This is a genomic window from Desulfosarcina widdelii (genome assembly GCF_009688965.1).
Taxonomy (GTDB): Bacteria; Desulfobacterota; Desulfobacteria; order Desulfobacterales; family Desulfosarcinaceae; genus Desulfosarcina; species Desulfosarcina widdelii.
Window position 1 is genome coordinate 2753238 of record NZ_AP021875.1, and the last position, 22950, is coordinate 2776187.

At 53.9% G+C, this 22950-nt stretch carries 24 protein-coding genes; 11 read left to right on the forward strand and 13 right to left on the reverse strand.

Features of this window, described 5'->3' with window-relative positions; genetic code table 11:
• Nucleotides 1-188: 188 nt before the first annotated feature.
• The 7 genes from GN111_RS12925 to GN111_RS12955 form a co-directional block, all read right to left on the reverse strand.
• The gene (locus GN111_RS12925; RefSeq protein ID WP_155304145.1) at nucleotides 189-1412 is read right to left on the reverse strand and encodes a spinster family MFS transporter; all 1224 of its coding nucleotides are present in this window, start codon (nucleotides 1410-1412) and stop codon (nucleotides 189-191) included.
• Nucleotides 1409-2494, reverse strand: coding sequence for a uroporphyrinogen decarboxylase family protein (locus GN111_RS12930; RefSeq protein ID WP_155304146.1), 1086 nt, complete (start codon nucleotides 2492-2494; stop codon nucleotides 1409-1411). The genes GN111_RS12925 and GN111_RS12930 overlap by 4 nt, the downstream gene beginning before the upstream one ends.
• A 48-nt stretch (nucleotides 2495-2542) precedes the next feature.
• Nucleotides 2543-3004: a DUF3465 domain-containing protein gene (locus tag GN111_RS12935; protein WP_155304147.1), complete on the reverse strand. Its 462-nt coding sequence runs from the start codon at nucleotides 3002-3004 to the stop codon at nucleotides 2543-2545.
• Nucleotides 3005-3026: 22 nt separating this feature from the next.
• Nucleotides 3027-3353 (reverse strand): calcium-binding protein, encoded by a 327-nt coding sequence (locus tag GN111_RS12940; RefSeq protein ID WP_155304148.1) that lies wholly within the window; start codon nucleotides 3351-3353, stop codon nucleotides 3027-3029.
• Nucleotides 3354-3603: 250 nt separating this feature from the next.
• Nucleotides 3604-5100 carry an HD-GYP domain-containing protein gene (locus GN111_RS12945; protein ID WP_155304149.1) on the reverse strand — a complete coding sequence of 499 codons (1497 nt, stop codon included), beginning with the start codon at nucleotides 5098-5100 and terminating at the stop codon, nucleotides 3604-3606.
• Nucleotides 5081-6748 (reverse strand): HEAT repeat domain-containing protein, encoded by a 1668-nt coding sequence (locus tag GN111_RS12950; RefSeq protein WP_155304150.1) that lies wholly within the window; start codon nucleotides 6746-6748, stop codon nucleotides 5081-5083. Before GN111_RS12950 ends, GN111_RS12945 begins: the two co-directional genes overlap by 20 nt.
• A gap of 205 nt (nucleotides 6749-6953) precedes the next feature.
• Nucleotides 6954-7538 carry a class I SAM-dependent methyltransferase gene (locus GN111_RS12955; protein ID WP_155304151.1) on the reverse strand — a complete coding sequence of 195 codons (585 nt, stop codon included), beginning with the start codon at nucleotides 7536-7538 and terminating at the stop codon, nucleotides 6954-6956.
• 259 nt (nucleotides 7539-7797) lie between these two features.
• Here GN111_RS12955 and GN111_RS12960 point away from each other — a divergent pair, with 259 nt between their 5' ends.
• A complete protein-coding gene (locus GN111_RS12960; protein ID WP_155304152.1) occupies nucleotides 7798-8388 on the forward strand; it encodes a TetR/AcrR family transcriptional regulator in 591 nt (196 codons plus the stop codon).
• A gap of 17 nt (nucleotides 8389-8405) precedes the next feature.
• Nucleotides 8406-8765, forward strand: a complete 360-nt coding sequence (locus tag GN111_RS12965) for a hypothetical protein (RefSeq protein WP_155304153.1) — start codon at nucleotides 8406-8408, stop codon at nucleotides 8763-8765.
• A 97-nt stretch (nucleotides 8766-8862) separates the two neighbouring features.
• On the opposite strand, the gene GN111_RS12970 is transcribed toward GN111_RS12965, so the two are convergent.
• The 3 genes from GN111_RS12970 to GN111_RS12980 all read right to left on the reverse strand — a co-directional run bounded on the left by GN111_RS12970 (nucleotide 8863) and on the right by GN111_RS12980 (nucleotide 12037).
• A complete protein-coding gene (locus tag GN111_RS12970) occupies nucleotides 8863-9693 on the reverse strand; it encodes an exonuclease/endonuclease/phosphatase family protein (RefSeq protein WP_155304154.1) in 831 nt (276 codons plus the stop codon).
• 50 nt (nucleotides 9694-9743) lie between these two features.
• Entirely contained in the window at nucleotides 9744-11102 is a 1359-nt protein-coding gene (locus tag GN111_RS12975) for a protoporphyrinogen/coproporphyrinogen oxidase (protein WP_155304155.1), read from the reverse strand.
• A 356-nt stretch (nucleotides 11103-11458) separates the two neighbouring features.
• Nucleotides 11459-12037 (reverse strand): GNAT family N-acetyltransferase, encoded by a 579-nt coding sequence (locus GN111_RS12980; protein WP_155304156.1) that lies wholly within the window; start codon nucleotides 12035-12037, stop codon nucleotides 11459-11461.
• Nucleotides 12038-12130: 93 nt separating this feature from the next.
• Between GN111_RS12980 and GN111_RS12985 the strand changes: the two genes are divergently transcribed.
• Together GN111_RS12985 and GN111_RS12990 are read left to right on the forward strand one after the other, a co-directional pair.
• A complete protein-coding gene (locus GN111_RS12985) occupies nucleotides 12131-12382 on the forward strand; it encodes a type II toxin-antitoxin system Phd/YefM family antitoxin (RefSeq protein ID WP_155304157.1) in 252 nt (83 codons plus the stop codon).
• Complete coding sequence (locus GN111_RS12990) at nucleotides 12379-12633, forward strand: Txe/YoeB family addiction module toxin (RefSeq protein ID WP_155304158.1); 255 nt, start codon at nucleotides 12379-12381, stop codon at nucleotides 12631-12633. The genes GN111_RS12985 and GN111_RS12990 overlap by 4 nt, the downstream gene beginning before the upstream one ends.
• Nucleotides 12634-12680: 47 nt before the next feature.
• Here GN111_RS12990 and GN111_RS12995 read toward each other — a convergent pair whose 3' ends face one another.
• The gene (locus tag GN111_RS12995; RefSeq protein WP_155304159.1) at nucleotides 12681-13304 is read right to left on the reverse strand and encodes a TetR/AcrR family transcriptional regulator; all 624 of its coding nucleotides are present in this window, start codon (nucleotides 13302-13304) and stop codon (nucleotides 12681-12683) included.
• Nucleotides 13305-13506: 202 nt separating this feature from the next.
• Between GN111_RS12995 and GN111_RS13000 the strand changes: the two genes are divergently transcribed.
• From GN111_RS13000 to GN111_RS13020, 5 genes are all read left to right on the forward strand, one after another.
• Nucleotides 13507-14727 (forward strand): zinc-dependent alcohol dehydrogenase, encoded by a 1221-nt coding sequence (locus GN111_RS13000; protein ID WP_155304160.1) that lies wholly within the window; start codon nucleotides 13507-13509, stop codon nucleotides 14725-14727.
• 28 nt (nucleotides 14728-14755) lie between these two features.
• Nucleotides 14756-15115 carry a hypothetical protein gene (locus GN111_RS13005; RefSeq protein ID WP_155304161.1) on the forward strand — a complete coding sequence of 120 codons (360 nt, stop codon included), beginning with the start codon at nucleotides 14756-14758 and terminating at the stop codon, nucleotides 15113-15115.
• Nucleotides 15116-15132: 17 nt separating this feature from the next.
• On the forward strand, nucleotides 15133-16800 hold the full coding sequence (locus GN111_RS13010; protein ID WP_155304162.1) for a thiamine pyrophosphate-binding protein: 1668 nt from the start codon (nucleotides 15133-15135) through the stop codon (nucleotides 16798-16800).
• A 67-nt stretch (nucleotides 16801-16867) separates the two neighbouring features.
• Nucleotides 16868-17842 carry an NAD-dependent epimerase/dehydratase family protein gene (locus GN111_RS13015; RefSeq protein ID WP_170302259.1) on the forward strand — a complete coding sequence of 325 codons (975 nt, stop codon included), beginning with the start codon at nucleotides 16868-16870 and terminating at the stop codon, nucleotides 17840-17842.
• A 46-nt stretch (nucleotides 17843-17888) separates the two neighbouring features.
• Nucleotides 17889-18443 carry a VOC family protein gene (locus GN111_RS13020; protein WP_155304164.1) on the forward strand — a complete coding sequence of 185 codons (555 nt, stop codon included), beginning with the start codon at nucleotides 17889-17891 and terminating at the stop codon, nucleotides 18441-18443.
• A gap of 41 nt (nucleotides 18444-18484) precedes the next feature.
• Here GN111_RS13020 and GN111_RS13025 read toward each other — a convergent pair whose 3' ends face one another.
• A complete protein-coding gene (locus GN111_RS13025) occupies nucleotides 18485-18808 on the reverse strand; it encodes a cupin domain-containing protein (RefSeq protein ID WP_155304165.1) in 324 nt (107 codons plus the stop codon).
• Between the two features lie 264 nt (nucleotides 18809-19072).
• Nucleotides 19073-20575: a DNA recombination protein RmuC gene (locus GN111_RS13030; protein ID WP_155304166.1), complete on the reverse strand. Its 1503-nt coding sequence runs from the start codon at nucleotides 20573-20575 to the stop codon at nucleotides 19073-19075.
• 335 nt (nucleotides 20576-20910) lie between these two features.
• On the opposite strand from GN111_RS13030, the gene GN111_RS13035 reads away from it, so the two are divergent.
• Entirely contained in the window at nucleotides 20911-21729 is an 819-nt protein-coding gene (locus GN111_RS13035; protein WP_170302260.1) for a lipase family protein, read from the forward strand.
• A gap of 304 nt (nucleotides 21730-22033) precedes the next feature.
• Nucleotides 22034-22912, forward strand: a complete 879-nt coding sequence (locus GN111_RS13040) for an alpha/beta hydrolase (protein ID WP_155304168.1) — start codon at nucleotides 22034-22036, stop codon at nucleotides 22910-22912.
• The last annotated feature ends 38 nt before the right edge of the window (nucleotides 22913-22950 follow it).

Genomic DNA, 22950 nt, shown 5'->3' on the forward strand with positions numbered 1-22950 from the left:
TCAAGCACTGTATATCGTGTTTTTATCGCATCTTAACACCTCTATTAACGATCAACGAATACCCCACGATCTCGCAACCCTCCCACCATTTCCCACCATTCCCCGCCAATTCCCGCCTATTCCCGCCTTGTGACAAACCAGGTGCTCGCGCACAACCTTTAAATTCCATTCCGATTTTCACGGAAAATTCAAGTGAAAAGATCCCCTTTATAATAGAACGACCCAGCAAAAAGCAGCACCCCTGCCAGAAACGCAAAACCGGGCAGGAATGTCAGGGCCTTGTCCAGCCCGTAGGCATCCGAAAGCCTGCCGATCACCACCGGTGCCAGGCTGGAACCCAACAGATGCTGAATGATGATATTCAGGCTCAAGGAAATTGCGCGAAGCCCCGGATGCACAACGTCCTGGGTCACAGCCACACAGGAGGGGACAAACGCCACGGCACTGATTCCGATGAGAAACAGGACGCCATATTGGGCGTTCCCACGCAGGAAGGTAAAGGCCACCCAAAGCAGAATGCCGGTAACCACGGAGGACACGGCCGGGAACAACAGGCGGGCATTTTCTCTCTTTTTCATCCAGGCATCGGACAGGTACCCTCCCAGGGGAGCCCCGATAATGGCAAGAATCATGATGGAACTGGCCTTCATGCCGGCTGCATCCATGGCCAGACCGTCAAAGCGGTGAAAATAGGTGGGCAGCCAGGTCAGAAGGGAGGTTGTGACAAACACATTCAGGGCGAAGGCCAGATTGTTGCAAACCAGGGTTCTGTTATGGGTGAACTGCCTTGTCAGGTCGCTGAACCGCAGTTTTGTCTCTTCGCCGGACAGCGCTTTCTTCGTGAGTCGCACGGTTGGGTAATCGCGGACGAAATAAAACAGGATAGCCAGGACCAGACCAGGAAGGGCCACCAACCCGAATGCGTGGCGCCAGCCAAAGTGGTGGGCGACAAAGCCGCCCAAGCCAATGCCGAGTGCGCTGCCAAGGGGGATGGACGCATTCCAGAGGCCAAGAATCCGGGCCCTTTTCTCCTGTGGGAAGTAGTTGGAAAGCATGGCCGTCCCGCCCGGGGCATATCCGGCTTCACCCACACCGATAACCGCCCTGGCGGTAAAGAGATGGGAAAATGTCCGGGTGAATGCACAGGCCAGCGTCGCCATGCTCCAGATAGCGGCCATAATGGAAATGCTCCTGGTCCGGCTCCAGCGGTCAACAAGGACGGACGCGGGAAAAGAGACAATCAGAATCGACCAGTAAACGGCGGACACCAGGAGGCCGCACTGGGCATCGGTTATGCCCATATCCTGTTTTAAAAAGGGAAAGAGGGACACCACAACCATCCGATCCATGTAGTCGAACATATAGAGCAGAAACAGCAGCCAGAATACTTTCCAGGATTGGGATTGGGTCATCTTTGGTAACGCCCGTGTTTTCGTGCAGCCTTGAACATGGCCATGCAGTTCTCGGGGTTCACGCCCGGATGCAATGAATTCGAAGAGCAGAGAATCAACCCGCCGCCTTCGGCGCCGTCTTCGATGGTTTGGATGACCGCCTGCTCGACCTGCTCCGGGGTGCCCGAGGGCAGCAGATCGACACAGTCGATATTGCCCAGCAGACACAGTTTGTCCCCGCAGTAGTCTTTCACCTTTTTCATGTGCATGCCTGCCTGGGGCTCCAGGGGATTGATGCCGTCATATCCGGTTTCAATCAGGATGTCCATGATGGGCCAAAGGTTGCCGTCGGAGTGGCGGACCACTTTGAGGCCCTTTGCATGCGCTTTCTCCACGATCTGCCGGTTGTACTGATTGACAAAAGATTTAAAATGCTCCGGGGATATCAGCGGCATATTCGTCGTGGCGATATCGTCTTCAACCACCAGCACATCGAGGCCCGCCTCCACCAGCAGATCAAGCTGGGCAAGATTGAAATCCAGGGTCATTCGGGCAACGGCGTGAACGAAATCCGGATTGCTGATCATGTTCATCATCAGATTGGTCAGGCCCGTCAAGCGCCACGAACGGACAAAGGTCCCTCGCATCAGCCAGAAGGTCGCTTTCTGTTCTTTGAATCTCTCTTTGGCCAGGTAGAGAAGTCCAAGATCCTCTATTTTGGGTTCAGGCGGCTCGAACGCTTCCAGTTGTTCCGGGGTGGTTACCGGGTGCCCGACGGGTACGGGAATGCCATGGCTCGACAGTTTATAGACCACACCGAATCCATCTTTGACGTGAAGGTCATCGACCCGGCTTTCATGGCCGATCTCAAACGTCGTTATGCCGTCGATGTCAAAGGTCTCATGGATCATGAAAAGGGTATCGACCAACTTGAGTTTTTCCTCGTCATCCATGAGCCTGAAATCCCGGGGTTCGGGAAGGCCGTCGGTGAGATGTTTGCCGATTCCGATAATGGGCGCCTCGTTGATGCCGTGGATATAGAGGGGGACGCAGTCAGGTTCTTTGATTTCAAGGGCCGTCAGGATTCTCTGTTTTCCATTCACCGGTTTTGGCTCCCATGCGACTGAGATTATCGACTTTTTCTTGATGTTCTATTGGTACAATTTCCCGCCATGATTCAACCAGCCGCCTTCATGTTGGCCGTTGGGATCATGATGGGTCCAGTGGACAACACCGCCTTTTGAATTCCACTCGTATACACCGTAAAAATTAACATGATCACCGTTCTTCAGGTTGTTGACTCTTTGAGCGAGATCGATGTTGTGAGCGATCAGAAGAGTCTGACCAGAACTCAGCTTTATAATGAACCTTTGATGTCTGCGGCCTTCATTATCGTCTGATAGAATTTTGATGACCTTGCCGGAGCCGCCAACTTGAAAATTGCTAATTTTATTGTCAAATGCATTTTTTAAAGCTGTATCACTTGTCGAAAGCTCATGATTAAGAAACGGAACAAGGGATTTTATTGAGCTTATCGTCAGGTTGCCGGGATAATGGTATAAAGCGGCATATGCACCGAGGCAAATTACAATGATGATGAGAAATTTTTTCATTTCAAATTCCGACTCGTATTGTCTAACATTGAGTCTCCGCATGCCAAGTTAAAAACTCATCTATGTACTCGTTGTTCTTGTGATCCTTGTCCGTTAACTCAAGATCTAGTAAGGGAGCATAACCTATTCTTCGGCCTTCTTTACATTTGAGGATTAAACCGTATGTATCATCCAGATCCTCAACTGAGACTGCTTTAAAAACATGACCTATTCCAAAAGGTTCATTTTTAGTTGATTTCCCATATAAAGCATACTCGTCATCATCATCCACTCTTTCCACCTCAAAGGGAAATTCAAGCTTTTCCGATAACCATTGAACCCAATCTCTGTCTTTCCACTCTTTTTTCATGACGACGCGAATTGAAGTTTTTCCCTCTAACAAACCTTGTTCAGGGCACCTTGGGTGTTATTTCCAAACATTTTCAAATGTCTGAAACACTTTCATGGCCGAATAATTAATAATTAAGATCTGACCCTATGGTCCCCAATAACGAGGGCTTCAATTTGCCCCGAGATTAGGAAAACCGACAAATACGGATCAATACGAACAGAAAAAAAGAGGGCAGGACTTTTTGAGAGTTTACCCTAAACGATTTCATCTACGAAATCAAGGGGATAAATGACGTGTCGGGGGCTATGCGGGGATAAAGGTATTGCGCCGGCTGGATCCCAAGCTCCGCGGCGTGATGACTGCTGACGATATTTCTCATGAATTTACCGGTACTGGGATCTTTGTCCTGCAGCTCGACGGTTTTACCGGAAACGAAACCGCCGCTGCCGTCGGGCTTCAGCAAAAGGGCGCAGGGGCGGCGGGCATCTCCCTGGGAGTTGCCTTTTGCGACCAGGGCGATTTCCCCCGTGTCGATTTTCAACAGCGTGCCTACCGGGTAAACGCCCACCATGTTAACAAACCACTTCAGAAGGGTGGGATCGAAATCCTTGCCCGAATTTTCCATCATGATCCCCAGGGCGCGGTCCGGACTGATGGCAACCGGCCGATAGACACGCGGGGCGGTCAGGGCATCGTAAACATCGCAGATGGCGATGATCCGCCCGAACAGGCTGATCGGCCGGGACCATTTTACACTCGGATAACCGGAAAGGTCATATTTCAAATGGTGTTCGAAGGGCGGGAGAATCAGCCTGCTGATCAGATCCCGAAAGGCATCCAGATGAATAATCCTGCGGACGCTGTTCAGCGAATGTTTTTGAATATGTTTGAATTCCGTTTCGGTCAGTTTTCCGGGCTTGTTCAGAATATCTACATTGACGTCGATCTTCCCCAAATCGTGGAACAACGCACACATCCCGAGCAGCATCAGTGAAACACGGGACAGCCCGATGGCATTTCCCAGGCTCATGGCCAGGATGCTCACATTCACGGAGTGCGTGTAGGTATAATCGTCGAAATCCTTGATGGTGCTGAGACCCAGCACGATGCTCACGTCCTCGCGGATGATATCCACCAGGCTCTGGAGGGACCGCATGGCCTTGCGCGTCCCGAAACTCCTCTCTTCGGCCAGCTGTTTTCCAACCTCAATGATGGAGTTGTACGCATACGAGTATACACGAATCGCTTCATTTTTATTGGATTTGCCGTCGTTTTCTCCCTCGAGCTGTGTTTCGAACAGGGTTTGGATCCAGGAAAACCGGCCGGCCTCCATAACCGTCAGCAGCTCTTTTTTCGGATCGGAAGCGGAAAGGGCCTCGTTGACCGCGTGCGCAAACCGGTAAAGTTCTTTTTCCTCGGCAGCCAGAAGCTTTGTATTTATCGAGAAGCCGTAGACACCCAATGTTTCGAAAAGCTCGAGGAGGCTGAATGTCACCGCTGACGTTTCCGGCCGGTGCAGCAATTTCTCGCCCTGGATAAACAGCCGGCTGTGCTTGGCCTCGATGCTGAGCTCCCCGTATTCACGCAACAGGGGTTCGGCTTCTTTTTTGAACTGGCGGCACACGCTTACGCACAGGGCGTTGGTTTCCTCGTGGATTTTGGCCGTGTGGAGAAGCTTGTTGAACAAGACCAGGATGCTTTCCCCAAGAAGCCTCTTTTTGCGGATTTCCTCGTCGTTTGTGGAGTTATCGGGCTGAAGGGGCAATGCTCATCTCCCTTGCCTGGTTGTACGCTTTTCTTACACGGAAACGAAGGCTTTTCGACGCCTTGGCCAGAAGCTTGCGCGACGGTTGGTTGTTCAGCCGAAACAGCGCGACGGCCGCGCCGATCCGATGTTTCCATTCGCTCGAACTCGGAATCAGCTTTACCCTGAACAGTCGTTTCTTTAGCAAAGTGACGGATTGCTCCGATCCGCAGCAGCCAAGGGCATCATACAGGTCAAGCAGCAAGTCGCCGCACTGTTTGCAATATTTGCGGGATAGCAGCCGGTCCGAGATCAGCCGCTCAGCCTCGTTGTTTTTCTGCCCGCCGAGGTGTTTCAGACCCAGTTTGACAATGTCCGGATTCGGATCGTCCAGGATGTCCCTCAAGTCCGCCATTTTTACAAGCGGGTGGCGAACCATTGCCTTTGCAGCGGCAATGCGGCTTCTCTCCTTTTCCGATCGGGTCAGGCGCTTTAAGAGCTTTAAGGCTTCCGGTTTCCGGATGTAGACCAGCAATCCAATCACGGGCACCGCGATGGCCGGGTCTTCGTTTCCGGCAAGCGATGCCAGCGGACCGAAGTTTTTCGTTGCCTGCATGCCGATGGCCTTCAGGATGCTTTTGCGAAAATGGGGCTGATCGATTTCGGGAAGCAGCCTGCCCAGCGAGTGGATGCATTGCGGCGGCAAAAGGGAAACCAGTTGCAGGATGGTGCGCAGCTGCTCCTGAGTCGCCTTTTTGTTTTTGTGCATAAATTCCTGCAGCCCGGCATAAAGATGCTGACCGGCGATGAGGATATAAAAATCGTCGAGATGGGCCTGGGCCCAGAATTTGTCCACCTCATATTTCTGGTAGATAATGTTCAGTTTTTTTAAAAAGACCAGCGCCTCTTTGAATTCGCCCCGGGCAAGGGTGTGTTCAAAACAATCGCGAACCAGATCCAATACGGCTGCGTAATCTTCTTTCTCATTCTGTTCCAGCAGGATGACCAGCAGAATGTCGAATACATCCTGGTTTTCGTTGCGATGCTCCTGCTCAGAAATCATATCACGGGTCAGCTCTTTTTCCCGTTGCGTCAATTTCCACAGGATTTCGGATTTATCTGCCGCTGCCAGGCTCTCTGCCTGCTGCTGTTCATCGGTTACAGGAATGGATGCGGATGAATCGGTGCTGGACACCTTCAGGGCGGCGATGTCCAGAATGGGTTCGTCGTTCCAAAGCCGGCCATCGGTTCCGTGTTTGATATGAGAAAAATTGGCCTGCCACAATGCGGTGACCATATCTCCGCCGTCGTACTCTTCCTGGACACGGTAACGGTTGAAAACGTCCAGCAATTGGTTGAGCTCATCCTCAGCCAGGCCTTCTTCGAAGGATATCCATTGGACACCGTCGCGGTGCAGCAGAAAAGCGATGTTTTCCTTGTTTTTGGCGCCTTCATGAAGAATTTTTCCGTCGGAAACCAGGCGATTTTTCTCAACGCCGATTACCAGACGGCTGCATTGCTCCAGATAGGCCTGAAGTTCCTGGTATAAATCCGCGACACAGGTGGTCAGGATGTTGTGTCCCCGGGGATAGAGGTTGCTGTTTTTTATCGCCAGCAACAGTTTTCGGATGATGCGGGAAGTGTCCAACGAGGGTTTGAGGTCCGCCATTGTCTGTCAGCTCTTGGTTCTTTGTTCCTTCTCCCAAATAGAAAGCCTCTCCTCCCGGCACATGTCTCCATCTTGCCGGTGCAGGGCTTAAGTACCGTATATAAGTATCGGCGTATTCAGAGAGTACTGAAGCGTTTAAGCATGAGGCGTTTCGTTTTTCAAGTGTTGCCGTTTTTTTTCTGTCGAACCGGATCTCTCGGCGTTCCTATCGGGTGCAGCATCCCTTTTCCCCAACAACCAGAAAATGTTTTGCCATACCATTGTCGTCACGGACATTATCGAATCCGGCCTGTATCAGTTGCGCCTTTACATCCCGGGAAAGCCACCGGATCTTCACGGGCGGCCCCTCGGCCATCTCCTTTTTCAACCAGTCGACGATGAATATTTTTCCGCCGGACTTCAACAGCCGATGCGCTTCTTCGAGCATACGTGCGGGATCTTCCAACTCATGGTGCAGGTTGATCATAAACACCAGGTCTGCCAGGCTGTCGTCCAGGGGTATGAAAGATTCGGTGCTCTTTACAGGAACGATATCGGGATGTTTCGGCACTACATGCGCCTCCATCCAACGGATCATGATTTCGGACATATCGCAGGCATAAACGGTTCCCGCCGCGAACGTCTCGAGAAAAACCTTGCTGAAAAAGGCCGTTCCCGCGCCAATTTCGACCAGCACTTCCGCTTTGTCCAGGTTCAGCTTGCCATGGATGATGTCAGGCGGAATATCCTTGAGCCTGTCCGGGTCGTTCAGGCGCTGTAATTTTTTGGGATCGAATTTGTTGCCGTGCATGATGATCTCCTTGACTAAAATCATACCGTGCAGTATGTTTTTTGCAAGATAGGGATGTCGGGAAATTTTGTCAACCAAAAAGCCGCCCTATTATGTTTGATTCAAATATTGATGGTTTCGTAAAAAGTACCAGATTCGTCATGCCGGACTTGCTCCGGCATCCAGACCCATTGAGATTACTGGATTCCGACCTACGCCGGAATGACGATAAGGTGAAAATTTCGATTTTTTACGTTGGACTGGAAAATTGACATCGCGGATGAAAAAAATAGAGCAGAAAAAAAAGCAGAAGCGGGACAGCATCCTCGAAGCCGCGCAGGCACTGTTTCAATCCAGCGGCTTCATCGGCACCAGCATGGATAAAATCGCAGCGAAAGCCGGCGTCACCAAACAAACAGTGTACCGATATTTCGATTCAAAAGAGACGCTCTTCAAGGCGACCCTGGAAACACAGCGGCTGCAGGCAAGCAGCGACTTCCTGGAGGCACTGAATCTGGAAAACCCGGCAGAAGCCCTGGAAGGCTTCGCGATCGGATTCCTCGCAAGGCATTTGTCCAAGGCACATCTGGCCAATATCCGCTTGCTGGTGTCCGAAGGCCCCAGGGTACCGGAGATCACGCGCACCTTTTACGCGATGGGCCCCAGCCGGACGAAAAGCCGCCTGAACCGTTTTTTCAAGGAACGGTTCAGGATCGATGACGCCGAATTCGAAATCGATGTCTTTCTTGCCGTTCTGCTTTCCCTGCGCATGCCCGTGCTGACCGGCTTGAATGCGCCTCCGTCGCCGGAAAGGATCCGCCGGCATGCCGCAAAGGCCGTCAAGACCCTGTTGAAATTACTGGAACGCTAAAAAAGATGAGGTGAACCATGAAATGCGACCGATGTGAAGCGGTCATCCCCGAAAACGACGAACGGGAATTCAATGGCCAAACGATATGTGAGGATTGCTACATGACCGTGCTTTCGCCGGCCAAGGCCTGCGATCCCTGGGCGGCGTACTGCGCCAAATCCTTCTCGGAAAAAACGGATTCCGGTACGAATTTAACCGAGGTTCAGGCCAGAATCCTGCAAATCCTGGAGCAGACCGGCGGCGTCGATCAACAGGAGCTTGCAAAGCGGCTTGCGCTTCCCGTGGAGGATTTCGAACGCGACCTCGCTGCCCTTCGCCATATGGAGAAATTGCGGGCTGAAATGAGGGATGGACGGAAGGTAATCTGCCTGTGGTAAATGGCGCTGCCGCTATCGGATGAAGCCCAATGGTGCTCCCACGCGGAGCATGGGAGCAAAGTGCGCGGTTCAATTGGGATTAATGAACAAGCCTTTTTTAAAATATCCGGAAACTGGCAACGAATGGCAAATGGTCCGATACGTCATCTTTGAACGCCTCGCGTCCAAGGTTCATCGTCCAATGCATCGGGAAAAGCCGCAGGCTGCCGCGCACATAGTCGGTCGAGTAGGTGCGCGATACCGCAAACCCATCCAGGAGATTCGCGCGCCCCTGGTCGAGAATATGTGAATACCGGTCCTGCAGATCCCAACACGAGACAAAATCCATCAGGTCGTCTCCGCCCAGATGGTGGAAGTTGCTTACATCCTGTCCGGGGATCATGTTGAAGTCACCCATCAGCAGAATCGTGCGCTGAGTCAGCCCCGGCGTCTTCCGCAACTGTTCGATATGGTGGCCGATCCACAAGCACTGGCTGTCGCGTAGTTTTTGTTGGGGGCCTTCCCTCCCCGATTTCAGATGCACGCCGATCAGGATTGCCCTGAATTTCCCGATCTGGATATCTGCCTGTATCGCCTGTCGCCCATTCCCATAGTCTCCTTCCGAGCCGGGAAGCAGTTGGACGTTGCTGACCTCGACCCCTTCCTTGTGCAGAAAGCCGATGTGGATATGGCCCTTCGGCTGCTGCAGGATCGTGTAATTATACGCAACGTCATATTCGTCGGCTAAAAGCGTGGCCAGTCGTTCAATATGGCTGAGCGGGCTGACCTCGACAAGCGTCACCAGTTCTGCGTCCAATAACGCTAATCCCTCGGCCTGTTTCTTCCCACGATCGCTGTCAGGGTCAATGCCTGCAGCCTGGTCAGACGGATTAAAACCCGCAAGATTCCAGACGGCAATACGGGCGAGACTGTGCTTGAATTCACTCATGGCCACCTCCTGTCATTCGTTTTCGGAAGACAGTGAAAAACCACTGCTGATTAAAAATTGGCATTCTTACCAGACGATCCGTCTGACAATTGGAAAATGGCCTCCGCAGCCCATTTTCCACTCTCTGCCGCCCCTTCTGTGCAGGGCAACCCCATATAATCGCCTGCAAGGAAAACCTGCGTAGACTCATTAACGTTCTTTCTGTAGCGGGCAACATTTTTGCTTCTTCCCAAAGGTGACATGGCCGCTGCTTCTTTCCACCGATATATTTTCGTAAAGAGCAGATTTGTAGAAATGCCACAAAGATACTCTTCCATGTCTTTCAGAACAACGGAGAGGATATCCTTGTCGTTCCAATCGATCATCTCTGACCCCGCCTTGCCCGACAAGAAAGCCATAAACAACTTGCCGTTAGCGACTCGGCTCTTGTCTTTTTTTCCCAGATCTCCATTGGCTATTGCGTTAACAACACTTCTTTCCTTTTTCGGTATAAGGACGCCATAGAGTTCAGCTATTTCAGGTGCAACGCCAAATGAGTCTTTGACTGCAAGGGCAACAACAATCGCGGAGCTGTATGGCGTGTTTAAGAGCTCTCGTTCAATGGCCGACGGCTCTTTATATAAATTTCTCGAAACCGATCCCGTGGTTGCGAGTATGACCCTGTCAGCAAAGATTCGCTCATTGTCCGTGCTCAGTTCTATGCCGGTTTTATCAATTGACATCGATTGTACCGGTGTATTCAGTCTCACGTCCAATTCGGAAGCCATACGTTGAGGCAGAACATTGATGCCGCCGGTTAACGTCATGTATTTCGCTCTTTTCAAGAACAGCAAAGAAGTTGTAAACATAGGCACCACTCTGGATGTATCTCTGAGCGATTGATAGTAGTAAAATACATCATTGGGCGGTTCTATGACGTAATCGGTAATTTCCTCTCCAAAGTATCGGTTGCTCCAGGTATCCGCGTCTATGTCATCGTAGTCTGACCATGCGGAGAATTGTGTCAGGGGAATTGATTTAGTCCTGGCCAAAAGCCTGCAGCCACGATAAACAAAGCGAAGACACCCGGAGAGACTCAGCAACCCTGTTTTCAAAGCGGTCAACGCATGCGCTGCGCAGAATATTCGGATTTTACCTTCCCTTACTATCCCAATATGCTGACTCGTCCTGATAAATTTCCGTTTCAGACCAAGCCTTTCAATCAGCTCGGGCTGCAATGTAAATTTATCCATGAGGAATTGGGCGCCGTAATCAATGGTAAAGCCGTTGACAATGTCAGTGCCCATCCTGCCGCCGACCCGGTCCGATTTCTCCAAGACAACTGGATTTTTCCCCATTTGCTTAAGAAAATAGGCTGCCGTGAGACCGGCAATACCTGCTCCCACCACGGCAATGCGTTGCTTTGTCATGCTGCCTCATTTCTTTTAGCAACAACCATTGATTATCAGGTCAATTTCCCCTGACAAGTTAATATTGAGGGATTTTCGGGCAAATTTGCCCTTTTTCAATATCAACGATTCTGTGTATTACTCGAAACCAACATGCGTTTGTCCGTGTCACGCGGACAGAATTTACACGTTTAACGTGCGCCCGAAAACACGATAACGTGAGCGGCGAATTGGCACCAGAATTACTGAAATTGACAAATACAGATCAACAGGAACAGAAATATAAAAGATTGGGGATTTTCAAAAATTGATTTTAAGCGATTTCGTATGCGAAATCAAGGGGATAAATGACATGGTCGGGATTGCAATCAGTTCTTTTATATTTGCGAATCTCTTAGCATGTATCGATTTTCAACATCGAATATGGTCGACTCGGAAATCAGTTTAAATCCGAATTTTTGATAAAAACGGACATTCGCATCCAGATCCGTTTCCAGGTATGCCTTGGCCGAACAGTTGTCCACTTCTTTGCAGAAACGCTGCATCAGTTCGGTACCCACCCCCATTCCCTGGTGAGATGGCAGAACGCCGATGGGACCAAGATGCCAGTGTTGTTCAACCGGGTCATGCGCCGCCCATTCCTTAAACCACACGGATTTTCTCCAATTGATATCCTTTTCATCTCTGCACATATCCGGATCGTCACTTGATTTGCCGGTGCATGAATTCATCCTCATGACACCGATGATTTTTTCATTTTCCTTTGCCAGAAAGACAATACCGGGCAGGTCATTGAAAAGTTCAAAAAAAATTTTTTCGATTTGCAGGCGTTCATTTTCGCCATTGCCCATAAAGATGCCAATGTGGTGTGGATTGTTGAGCATAGCGATGCTGAGTACCTTCGCCGATTCCTGAAGGTCATTTTGTTCCATGAAACAAATATGAAAGCTGCTCATCGTCCCTCCTTGGTGGTTTCGCAAAAGCTGGGGCCGAAAAATATTGACAACCCGATCCTGACATGTACAATATGCTGTACAGGAGGTGCCAGAATGAAAGCCATAACCTATACCACTGCAAGGCAAAACCTTGCGAAAACAATGGAAAACGTTTGCAGAGACCACGCGCCGATGATTGTAACGCGGAAATCATCGGAATCTGTGGTGATCATGTCTCTTGAGGACTATGAAGCCCTTGAGGAGACAGCCTATCTGTTGCGGTCACCAAAAAACACTAGACGGCTGATTGAATCTATCGCTCAACTCGAAGATGGCAAAGGAAACGAAAAGGAGCTTGTAGAGTGAAGCTCATCTTTTCAGACCATGCCTGGGACGATTATATATACTGGCAAAAAACTGACAAAAAAATCCTTCGCCGTATCAACACCCTCATAAAGGAGACAAAACGCAACCCTTTTGAGGGTGTCGGCAAACCTGAACCATTGAAACATGCACTTTCCGGCTATTGGTCCAGACGAATAAGCGACGAGCACAGATTCGTTTACAAGGTTTCAGAAGATGCCATTAATATTGCTCAACTGAGGTATCACTATTGACGGATCCCATATCGTAGCCTTCATGTCCCCTACACCATCCGGGAAATTCAGCTACCGGCATGGTCGCTTCCCAACAAAAACCCGCAAATCATATCGACCAGGCCATCGGCCAGACGCTCCGATTCGATGTCCGACCCCATGAATTTGGCCGTGTGGGCCACGTTCTCGACGGCATTGTGGATAACCATGGCCGCCGCCTGGGAATCGGTTATGTTTTTCAAGCTGTCGGCATTTTTCTCCAACAGGTGCCGAATCCGATCGACCTCGCGTTCGCGTTCCCGGTCGTAGATGCGTTTGATGTCCGGGTCCGTATACCGCAGGGCATGGGTCTGCCGGTGAAAATCCGGCGAGATGTCGTAGGCATCGAACACACTATCGACAATGGTTTTTATCTTCTCCCGAACCAGACTGTCTTCATTGTAGTCGTTCAGCTTTTTCCATATCGTGCGGTAGTGCTGCTCCACATAGTCTTCCAGCACTTCAAGCAGAAGCGCTCGCTTGTTTTTGAAATAAGAATAAAAACTTCCTATGGAGACGCCGGCTTTTTTAGCAATCTCCGTAGAATTCGTTCCGTGGATTCCCCTGCGGGCAAACAATCGAAGGGCCGTTTTGACAATCCGCTGTTTGGTTTTGATTCCGCGTTGCTGCTTCGGTGTTCTCAACCGTTTCATTGGCTCCCCGTATTCTGGTGTACGATTCCATCAATTGTACACGCTCCCCCCCACCTTTTCAAGGATGCATATTTTTTACGAATTTATATTCGTATTTTTATATATAACTATTTCTATATTTGATAAATTTTTTTCTTTACAAAAAAGAATAAATATTCGTATAAAGCGGCGGTCAGCGACTGAATCCCATTTTGGAGGCAAGATGAAGGCCCTGCAATTCAATGTCGGAACGCTCCAGTTCATTGCGGCAAAAAGCCTGACGCCCTTTTTGGGAAATCGCGTCTTGTTAAAAGGGCCGTTGAAAACGGTACGGTTGGCCGAGGTTCCCGAACCCCAACTGCCTTCGCAGGAATGGGTGAAAATCAGGACGATCTATTGCGGCTTTTGCGGGAGCGATCTCAACCTCATGCTGCTGCACGACTCCCCCACGGCGTCGCCGTTCACCTCATTTCCCTGCGTGACCGGCCATGAAATCGTCGGGGAAATCGTCGCCAAGGGAAACGATGTCGACGATTACGACGTCGGCGACATCGTGACCCTCAACCCCTTTTTGGGGTGTGAAGCCCGCGGCATCGCCCCCTGCTGCCCCGCTTGCACGGCGGGGCGATCCTGCAATTGCGAGAACATGGCCGAAGGCGACCTTGCGCCGGGAATGTTCATCGGCATCAACCGGATGATCAACGGCGGATTCGCCCCCTTCCTGGTGGCCCACCGCAGCCAGTTGTTTCGCGTGCCCACAGGACTCTCTTTGAAATCGGCCGCCATGACGGAACCGGTGGCCGTGGCCCTGCAGACCGTATTCGACAACCTGCCGGAACCCGGCGAAAAGGTCCTGGTTATCGGCGGCGGGGTCATCGGCAACCTGGTGGTCCAGTCCATCCGCGCGCTGGCGCCGACGGCCTCCATCTTTGTCATCGAACCTTCGGCCCACGCCGCAGACCTATCCCTGAAAATGGGCGCCAGCAAGATCCTTCCCTGGAAGCAGGCGGTCCGCAAGGCAGCGGACATCACCGGTGCCAGGGCATACAAGCCCCTGCTGGGCAGCAAAATTCTCATGGGCGGGTTCAACCGGATCTACGACACGGTAGGCGTTTCGTATACGCTCAACATGAGCCTGCGGATGCTGGCCGCCTTGGGCACCGTGAGCGTGGTGGGAATCGGCAAGGAAGTAAAATTGGATCCGACTCCCCTGTGGCTCAAGCTCCAGACCGTCAAGGGCGTATACGGCTACGGTATGGTGTTCTACAACGGAGAAAAGCGCCACGTTTTCGACATCTCGCTGGCGTTCATGGCTGAAGGTCGGATTGACGCCCAAACCCTGGTGACCCATATCTTCAATCTGGACGCGTACATGGAAATGATCACGGTAAACATGAACAAGGGGAAGCACAAAGCGGTTAAAACCCTGGTGTCGTTTGTCTGAGTCACCATTCGATAAATAGGAGCTGTCCATGCATTTTTCTCTACTTCTTTTCGCCCTGGGGTACATCCTGAAGATTGCCTCCATCGTCTCCAGGCCCTTCAAGCGCTTTATCCGTAAAGCCGACGTCCGCGTCCTGATCAAGACGGCGGACGGCAGCCGGGCGAGGTCGTTCGTGTTCAACAAAGGAAAGGTCTCCTCGCTTGCGGGGAACCGCGAGGATTTTGATGTCGCCCTGATTTTTTTGGATGCGGCCACGGGATTTCGGGTGTTGACCAGCAAGCGGAAAGACGCTTCGTTCAATGCCGCGGCCGAAGGCAAGTTGAAAATCGCCGGGATGAGCTTTTTCGCCCAGTGGTTCGAGGATGCTACTAAACTCGTTCTTTCGTGATTGAAAAGGAGCCCAAGATGTCACAGATAAACGGCGGGCACATCGCAGCCAAATACATGCAGGAAGTGGAAAAGGTGGAAAAGGTCTTTACCCTTTCGGGCGGCCATATCGAAAACCTTCTGGACGGATTGAACGAGTATGGCATTCAGGCCATCGACGTGAGGCATGAGCAGGCCGCAGCCATGATGGCCCATGCCTGGTCGATCTACAAAAAACAGCCCGGCGTCTGCCTGGTGACGGCAGGGCCGGGGTTCACCAACACCCTGACCGGCATCGCCAATGCCTTTCTGGACAACGCCCCGCTGGTGGTGCTCTGCGGCCGCCACCCCTTGAGGGACGACCTGACGGGGGCGCTCCAGGAGATGAACCAGATCGACGTCGTACGCCCGATAACCAAGTGGTGCGCCACCTGCTACGATATCAAGCGAATCCCCGAGTATCTCGCAACGGCTTTCCGGCAGGCCGTTCTGGGGCGGCCCGGACCGGTTTTTCTCGAACTTCCGCCGGATATTCTCTTTGCTTCCATGGACGAGAAAGCGGTTCGCTTTCCCGTCAAGCGCACCCATCAAACGGTGGTCCGCCCTCACGATGCGGAACTGCGGGAAGCGGCAGCAATCATCAACGGCGCCAAAATGCCGCTGTTTATCGGCGGCAGCGGCCTCGGCATGAGCGACGGCGACCCGCAGTTCAAAACCTTCATCGAGAAAATCGGCTTTCCCTTCGCTTTGATCAACAACGGCCACGGGGTCCTGCCGGACAGCCACCCGCTGTCCATCAACGACGGCGGCTTTACGGGCGTGTCGGCCGTGGCCCCCCAGGCGGACGTTATCGTCGCCGCCGGCATCCGCTTCAACTGGATCATGCAGGCCACCAAGCTGTTCCCCGACGCCAGGGTCGTCCGCATCGATATCGATCCCACGGAAATCGATCGCAACCGGACCTCGGAAGTGGGACTGGTGGGCGACTGCGGCCAGGTGTTCGAGGCCCTGATCCCCCTGGTCGAAACGGGCCGCCACGATGCGTGGATCGAGAAGGCCCGCAACGCCTACGGGGCGTTCATGGCCACGGAGACCGAGCAGAAGAACACGCCGTCCGATCCCATCCACCCGTTCCGCCTGGTGGCCCGCATCATGGAAGCGGTCGGCCCGGACGCCTATTACGTGTCCGATGGCGGGGATACCAGCTACTACGGCATGGCCGGTTTTCTCTCGGACAACCGGGCCGGCGTATTGTCCCCGGCCGGAGCCCTGCTGGGATGCATCGGCACGGGCATCCCCTTTGCCATGGCCGCCAAACTGGCCCATCCGGAAAAGCCGGTCATCCTGCTGCAGGGCGACGGCTCCTTCGGTTTCAACGCCATGGAGTTCGACACCATGGTGCGCCACAACATTCCCGTGATCTGCGTGGTCAACAACGACTGCGCCTGGGGCATGATCAAGCACTCCCAAGAGATGAGCATCGGCGAAGATCGCTGCACCTGCTCCGAACTGGGTATGCGGCAGTACGAGAAAGTGGTCGAGGGGCTGGGCGGCTTCGGTGCACTGGTCACCAAGGACGAGGAGATCGTTACGGCCATCCAACGGGCGTTGGCCTCGGGCAAACCGGCCTGCGTCAATGTGGTCACCGACCCCACGGTCTACAGCCCGGCCACCGCCATGTTCTACCAGAACCTTTCCGATTTCTGATGCCCGTCGGGCTAGGGGCCGTACCCGCGCCCCTTGCCTTCCTGAACCCTTACTGGCAGGAGTCGCCATGAACATCCTGATTACCGGCGCCGCCGGATTTATCGGCAGCCATCTGGCCAGGGAACTGGCCCATCAAGGGCACCGGGTTCGGGGCCTGCTGATGCCCCGGGAAGATGGTCAGACCCTGGAGGCGTCTGGGATCGAAATCGTTCGTGGGGATTTGACCGCGCCCGACACCCTTGCCGGTGCAGCCGAGGACATTGACATCGTTTTTCATCTGGCCGCCCGCACCATCGACTGGGGAACCCGCAAACAGTTCGAGGCCATCATGGTGGACGGCACCCGCAACATTCTTCAAGCATCCAAGGGGCACACGTCGCGGTTCGTCTACTGTTCGTCCGTTGCCGCCTACGGACTGGACCGGGACCTGGCCGGATTCGACGAAGACAGGGCAACCAGGATGTGCGGCGTTCCCTACTGCGACACCAAGATCATTGCCGAGAACCTGGTAAAGCAATACTGCGGCGCCAACGGCCTGGCGTATACCATCGTTCGGCCGGCCAACGTGTTCGGCCCCGGAAGCGTGTGGGTGAAGGAGATGCTGGATGCCTTTCGGCGCGGCCCGCTGCCCCTGATCGACAAGGGGCGGGTGCCGGGCGCCTTCGTCTATGTGGACAACCTCGTCAGGGGCATGATCCTGGCCGGCCTGGCCGACATTGCCGCCGGCAGGACCTACCTGTTTCGCGACGATTATCCCATTACCTGGGGCGAGTATCTGCGAACCATCGGGGGATGGATCGGAAAAACGCCCAGGGGCAACCTCTCTTTCCGGATGGCATGGACGCTGGGCGCCGTTTGCGAAGCCCTGTTGACTCCATTGGGTATCCGCCCTCCCTTGACGCGGTTGTCTGTCGGGGTGATGGGAAAGGACCTGAGTGTGGACGCCGGCCGGGCCCGCCGGGAATTGGGGTGGAAAAGCCGGATTTCCCAGGATCAGGCCATGCAGCGAATCAAGGAGTGGGTAGAAAGCGATTATCTTTGACTAAAGCTGGCGTTTCGCCTTTTTCGAAAAAATTAAAGATGATGCCATGAACACAACTGATAATTCTCTTCTTAAAAACCTGAAACTGCCGGCCATGGGCCAACTGGGTATCGTGGTGGGAAAAATGGGCCCGGCAATCGCGCACTATTACAATCTGCTCGGCATCCGACCCTGGTACCGGGCCAAAATCGTCGAATCCGATATCCATTACCGCGGCAAACCCATCGAACTCGAACTGGACATTGCCGTGGGGTACAGCGGGGGGCTTCAATTCGAGTTGATCGAGGTCATCCGCGGGGAAGACAACATCTACACGGAATTGATCGACTCCCGGGGCCAGGGGATTCACCACATCGGCTTCGTCGTTTCCGGAATATCCGAACGGATCGAAATTTTCAAACGGTCCGGTTTCCAGCCCTTGCAGCACGGCACCCTGAGAACCCGAGGCAAAGCAATCACCCGCTTTGCCTATTTCGACACCCTCGACCAGTTCGGCTACATTACCGAATTGATCCAGACAACCCTGTTTGGCGTCAGCGTCGGCATGTCCCGCTGGATGATGAAGGCAGGCAAGCTGATTGGCGATGTGGAGACGATTTAAAAAATGGATTGGAGCTTGCCTTCAACTAAAATAACGCCATTTCAATCGAGATAGTCTTCCCGCACCGGCGAGAACACTTCCACGGCCACCGAGTCTTCCAACGCCTTCGCGGCATGGGGAACACCGGAACCGATGCACCAGCTGTCCCCGGGCGCCACGTCATGGTCCAGGCCGTCGATGGTCAGGACGATATGGCCTGATATCAGCAGGCCGGTCTGCTCGTGGGGGTGTTCGTGGGCCGGGATGTCGCTGCCACCGGTCAATCTGAAACGGGCCATGAGGGTCTTTTCTCCATGAACCATGGTCCCCATTTTCACGCCTTCGATCATCTCGCGTTCGGTCAGTTGATCCTCTTTTTTGAACATAATGCCTCCGCTAATTTCAACCTAAAATAGGCGTTTCGCCTTTCTCGAAAAATAGAGAAAAACTATGATTGCACTATTTTGCGTACTGTTTTCCATCTCAAAAGGCGATACCCTAAGGGATTGCCGATCTCACCGCATCTTCGGCGTTAGCCACCGCGCCGCATAGCCGACTATAGCGCCACGGCGGCTGCCTTGAATCTACGGCAAGCTCGATAATCGCCTAATTTAGGTTCAATAATCCGATTTCGCCGGTTCCTTGATCGTTTATCCCCCTGAGTCTTCAGTCCCTTTTGTTGCATCCTCGGATTCCAGCGCGGCAGCACAGGCCTCGGGCAGCGCCTTGTTGGCCTTGACCCCCAAGGCCTTGAGCTGTTCGGCCCGCCGGACGAGGTTGCCCCGCCCGGAGCAAAGGCGCTCGGTTGCCGTACGGTGGGCCTGCCGGGCCCGCTCCAGTTGCCGACCGACCTCTTCCAGGGCTTCGATGAAACCGACGAATTTATCGTACAGGTTGCCGGCCTGCCGGGCAATCTCCAGGGCGTTGGCGTTCTGGTCGGCATAGCGCCAGATGTTGTGAATGGTTCTCAGGGTGACCAGCAGGGTGGACGGCGAAACCATGATCACGTTTTTCTCGAAGGCCTCGGTCATCAGGTTGCGGTCATGGTCGATTGCCGCGAAGAACGCCGCTTCGATGGGCACGAACATCAGCACGAAATCCAGAGTCCGGATGCCTTCCAGGTCTTCGTAGTGCTTTTCGCTCAATCCCTTGAGGTGGTTGCGCAGCGACGCCAGGTGCGCCTTGATGGCGGCGGAACGGACATTTTCGTCTTCGGATGAATGGTACCGTTCGTAATCCTTGAGCGACACTTTGGCATCCACGATCACGTCCCGCCCCTCGGGCAGCCGCACGATGACGTCCGGCTGGTAGCGGCTGCCGCCGGCCCCGGTCAGGCTCACCTGGGTGTCGTAGACCCGGCCCTTTTCCAGTCCCGAAGCTTCGAGAATCTTCTCCAGGATCACCTCCCCCCAGCCGCCCAGGGTTTTCACGTCTCCCTTGAGAGCATTGGTCAGGTTGAGGGCATCCTTGCCGATTCGTTCGTTGAGCCGTTTCAGGTGGCCGATTTCGTTGACCAGCGCCGCGCGGTCGCGGGCCTCCTTGTCGTAAACATCCTCCACTCTCTTTTTAAAGTCGCCCAATTGCTCCCGCAGCGGCCCGATCAACCCATCCATCTGAACCTTGCTGCGCTCGGAGAAGGTTTTGCCCTTCTCCTCCAGGATTCGGTCCGCCAGGACCTTGAACTCGTTGGTCAGCCGCTCGCGGGCGTCGTTGAGCAGGGCGATCTTCTCTTCGGCCTGCCGGCGCTCCCCCTCCAGTTGGGTGGAGACCTCCGCCAGCTTTTTTTCCAAAGAGAGGTTGACGGCGGCAAGCCGCTCGAATTCGCCGCGACTTTTTCCCAGGCTTGTTTCCAGTTCGGGAATCCGGGCCGCCGTCTGAGTCAGGGCCGCCTTTTCCGCTTCCAGTTGGACCCGGGTTGCCCGGCTTTGCTCCAACCGATCCTCGTACGCCGCCAATTCCGTCTCGGCCGCCTCCATTTGCCTGGCGGCCGACGCCAGTTTCTCTTCCAGGGCGACTTTCTCTATCTCCGCCATTTTGGTCGCAGCGGCGAGATCGGCCTTCAGACGGGACCGGATCACCATCAGCACGATGGCCACGATTAGAAGCAGACCGGCAACGCCGCCGCTCAGGTACAGGATTTGATTCGGTGTCATCTGACGTTCACCTTGGGTCGAAATTGCCACATTGGTATCATCCCCGCGAAGGCCGTGTAGGGACGAAAAATTTTTCGCCCTTACGCACACTACACGGAAAGCGATAAATTTCAAGTTGCCCGCGCGCCTTTCTACGAGTTCATCACTCTTGTTTATACGCAAGTTTTGCCAACAAATCCACCCTGCCCCCGCTAACCATTGCCTGACTTTTTTCTAACATAATTCTAACAAAACCGTTGACTGAGCCATTTGTGCCATTTATTTTTTGCTCATAGAGATCGGGTTCGACGCATGATTGAATGGTCCGATCATCAACCGCTTACAGAGGCAATTCCATGGCCTACGACCACACATGGCAATCCGTACTGCGACCGGGAGATTCCGAAGACTTCTTCAAGGATCACCGCCCCATGGAATTTCGTGTGCGTTCGGAGGGATTCGATCCGGTCAATGCCTGGTGGCTGTCCGAACTTTCCCGGCTGATCTATCGACGGGACGCCTCGGAAGGTTTTCACCATCCCGGTCAGGCCTCCAGGAACGATATCCTGGAAACCGTGGGGCTGGTGGAAAGGTGCTTTTTCAATGGTCCCACGGTTCAGGGGGCCCTGGTGACAACCGTCGAGGACGGCGAGGACGCCTACGCAGCGTTGGTGTTTCGCGGAACCGTCGGACGGCTGGCCAGTTGGCTGGGCAACCTGGACATGGCCATGACCCCATGGCGCCGCGGCGGCAGGGTGCATCGGGGATTTAATACCATGCTGATGGAGCTTCGGGATGAAATCTCGGAAGCTTTGGATGAGGTCCACGCTCCCCTGTTCTATACCGGACACAGTCTGGGCGGGGCACTGGCGACCCTGGCCGCCTCGCTGCGTCCACCGCGGGCCGTCTATACCTTCGGCGCCCCGCGCATCGGCGACGCGGCTTTTTCCGAAACCCTGGCCGGGATGCCGATCTACCATGTATGCAACCCCAAAGATATCGTGACCGCCCTGCCCCCTGCCCGATGGGGTTCGGGGTTCACCCTTCCGGGCACCCGGATCATCAACACCGAAGTGCCCCTTGCCCATCGCCGCTTTTCCCAGACGCCTGCTTTTCTTGCCGGCCACGCACCGTTGAATTACACGGCGCAGCTGCCGGTGGCCTTCGACAACTGATTCAGCCACCGCACCCGAAGACGTTGACCCTTGCAACCGGTCTCTGGTACCTAAAGTAGGCGTTTCGCCTTTTTCGAAAAATAGACGAAGGGCATGATTCCATGACGTTATTTGTAGTTTTCCGTTTCAAAAGGCGAAACCCTTCGGGATTACCGATCTCACCGCATCTTCGGCGTTAGCCGCCACGGCGCATAGCCGACTATAGCGCCGCGGCAGCTGCCTTGAATCTGCGGCAAGCTCGACAATCGCCTATTTTAGTTGGTAGGAACCGTTTCAACCCCATGCGAAAAGGAGCCCTGCTGCCGTGCCCGTCATTCCGGATCGAACCGACCTTCTCGACAATTATTTGATCGCTTCGGAAGCGCGGATCGGCGGCATACGGAAGGACTGCGAGAAAAAGATCGTCTGGTACGGCAGCCGGCGCCGGCAGCGCGACCTGGCCATCGTATACCTTCACGGGTTTTCGGCCAGCCGCATGGAAACCTGGCCCCTGTGCGACCGCCTGGCCCAATCTTTGGGAGCCAACCTCTTTTATACCCGCCTCGCCGGCCACGGCCGGGATGGGGCCGCCATGGCCACCGCCACGGTCCGGGACTGGCAGGTCGACGCTATGGAAGCCCTGGCTGTCGGCCGTTTGCTGGGCAGGAAAGTCATTTTAGTGGGGACCTCCACCGGAGGCACCCTGGCCACCTGGCTGGCCGCCCAGCCGTCGGCGGCACGACTGCTGGACAGCCTGATCCTCATTTCTCCCAACTTCATGCCCAAAAACCCGCTGGCCGCGGCAGTCCTCTGGCCGCCGGCCCTGCGATTGATGGAACGCTTTTTCGGCGGCTGGCGGAGTTTCAGCGTGCAGAATCCCGAGCAGGCCCGCGTCTGGACCGTACGATACCCGATCAAGGCCATCGGTACGATGATGCAACTGGTGCGCCTCTCCTGGAAGCTGGACCTGAAATCCGTTGCCGTTCCGCTGCTGATGATGGTCAACCCCTGGGACCGGGTCATTAACGTCTCTTTGGCCCTTTTACGCTACCGGGCCTTTGGCAGCCCATATAAAAAACGGGTTCTGTTCCGGGGCAACCGGGACCCGGGCCGTCACGTGCTGGCCGGAGAAATTCTCTCTACGAAATCAACGGATAAGGTGCTGGCGGTTATCGAGAGGTTTTTGATCGACCGCGAATCATGATCGGATGGCTGCAAGCGCCTTTCCCATGCGAAATTAGT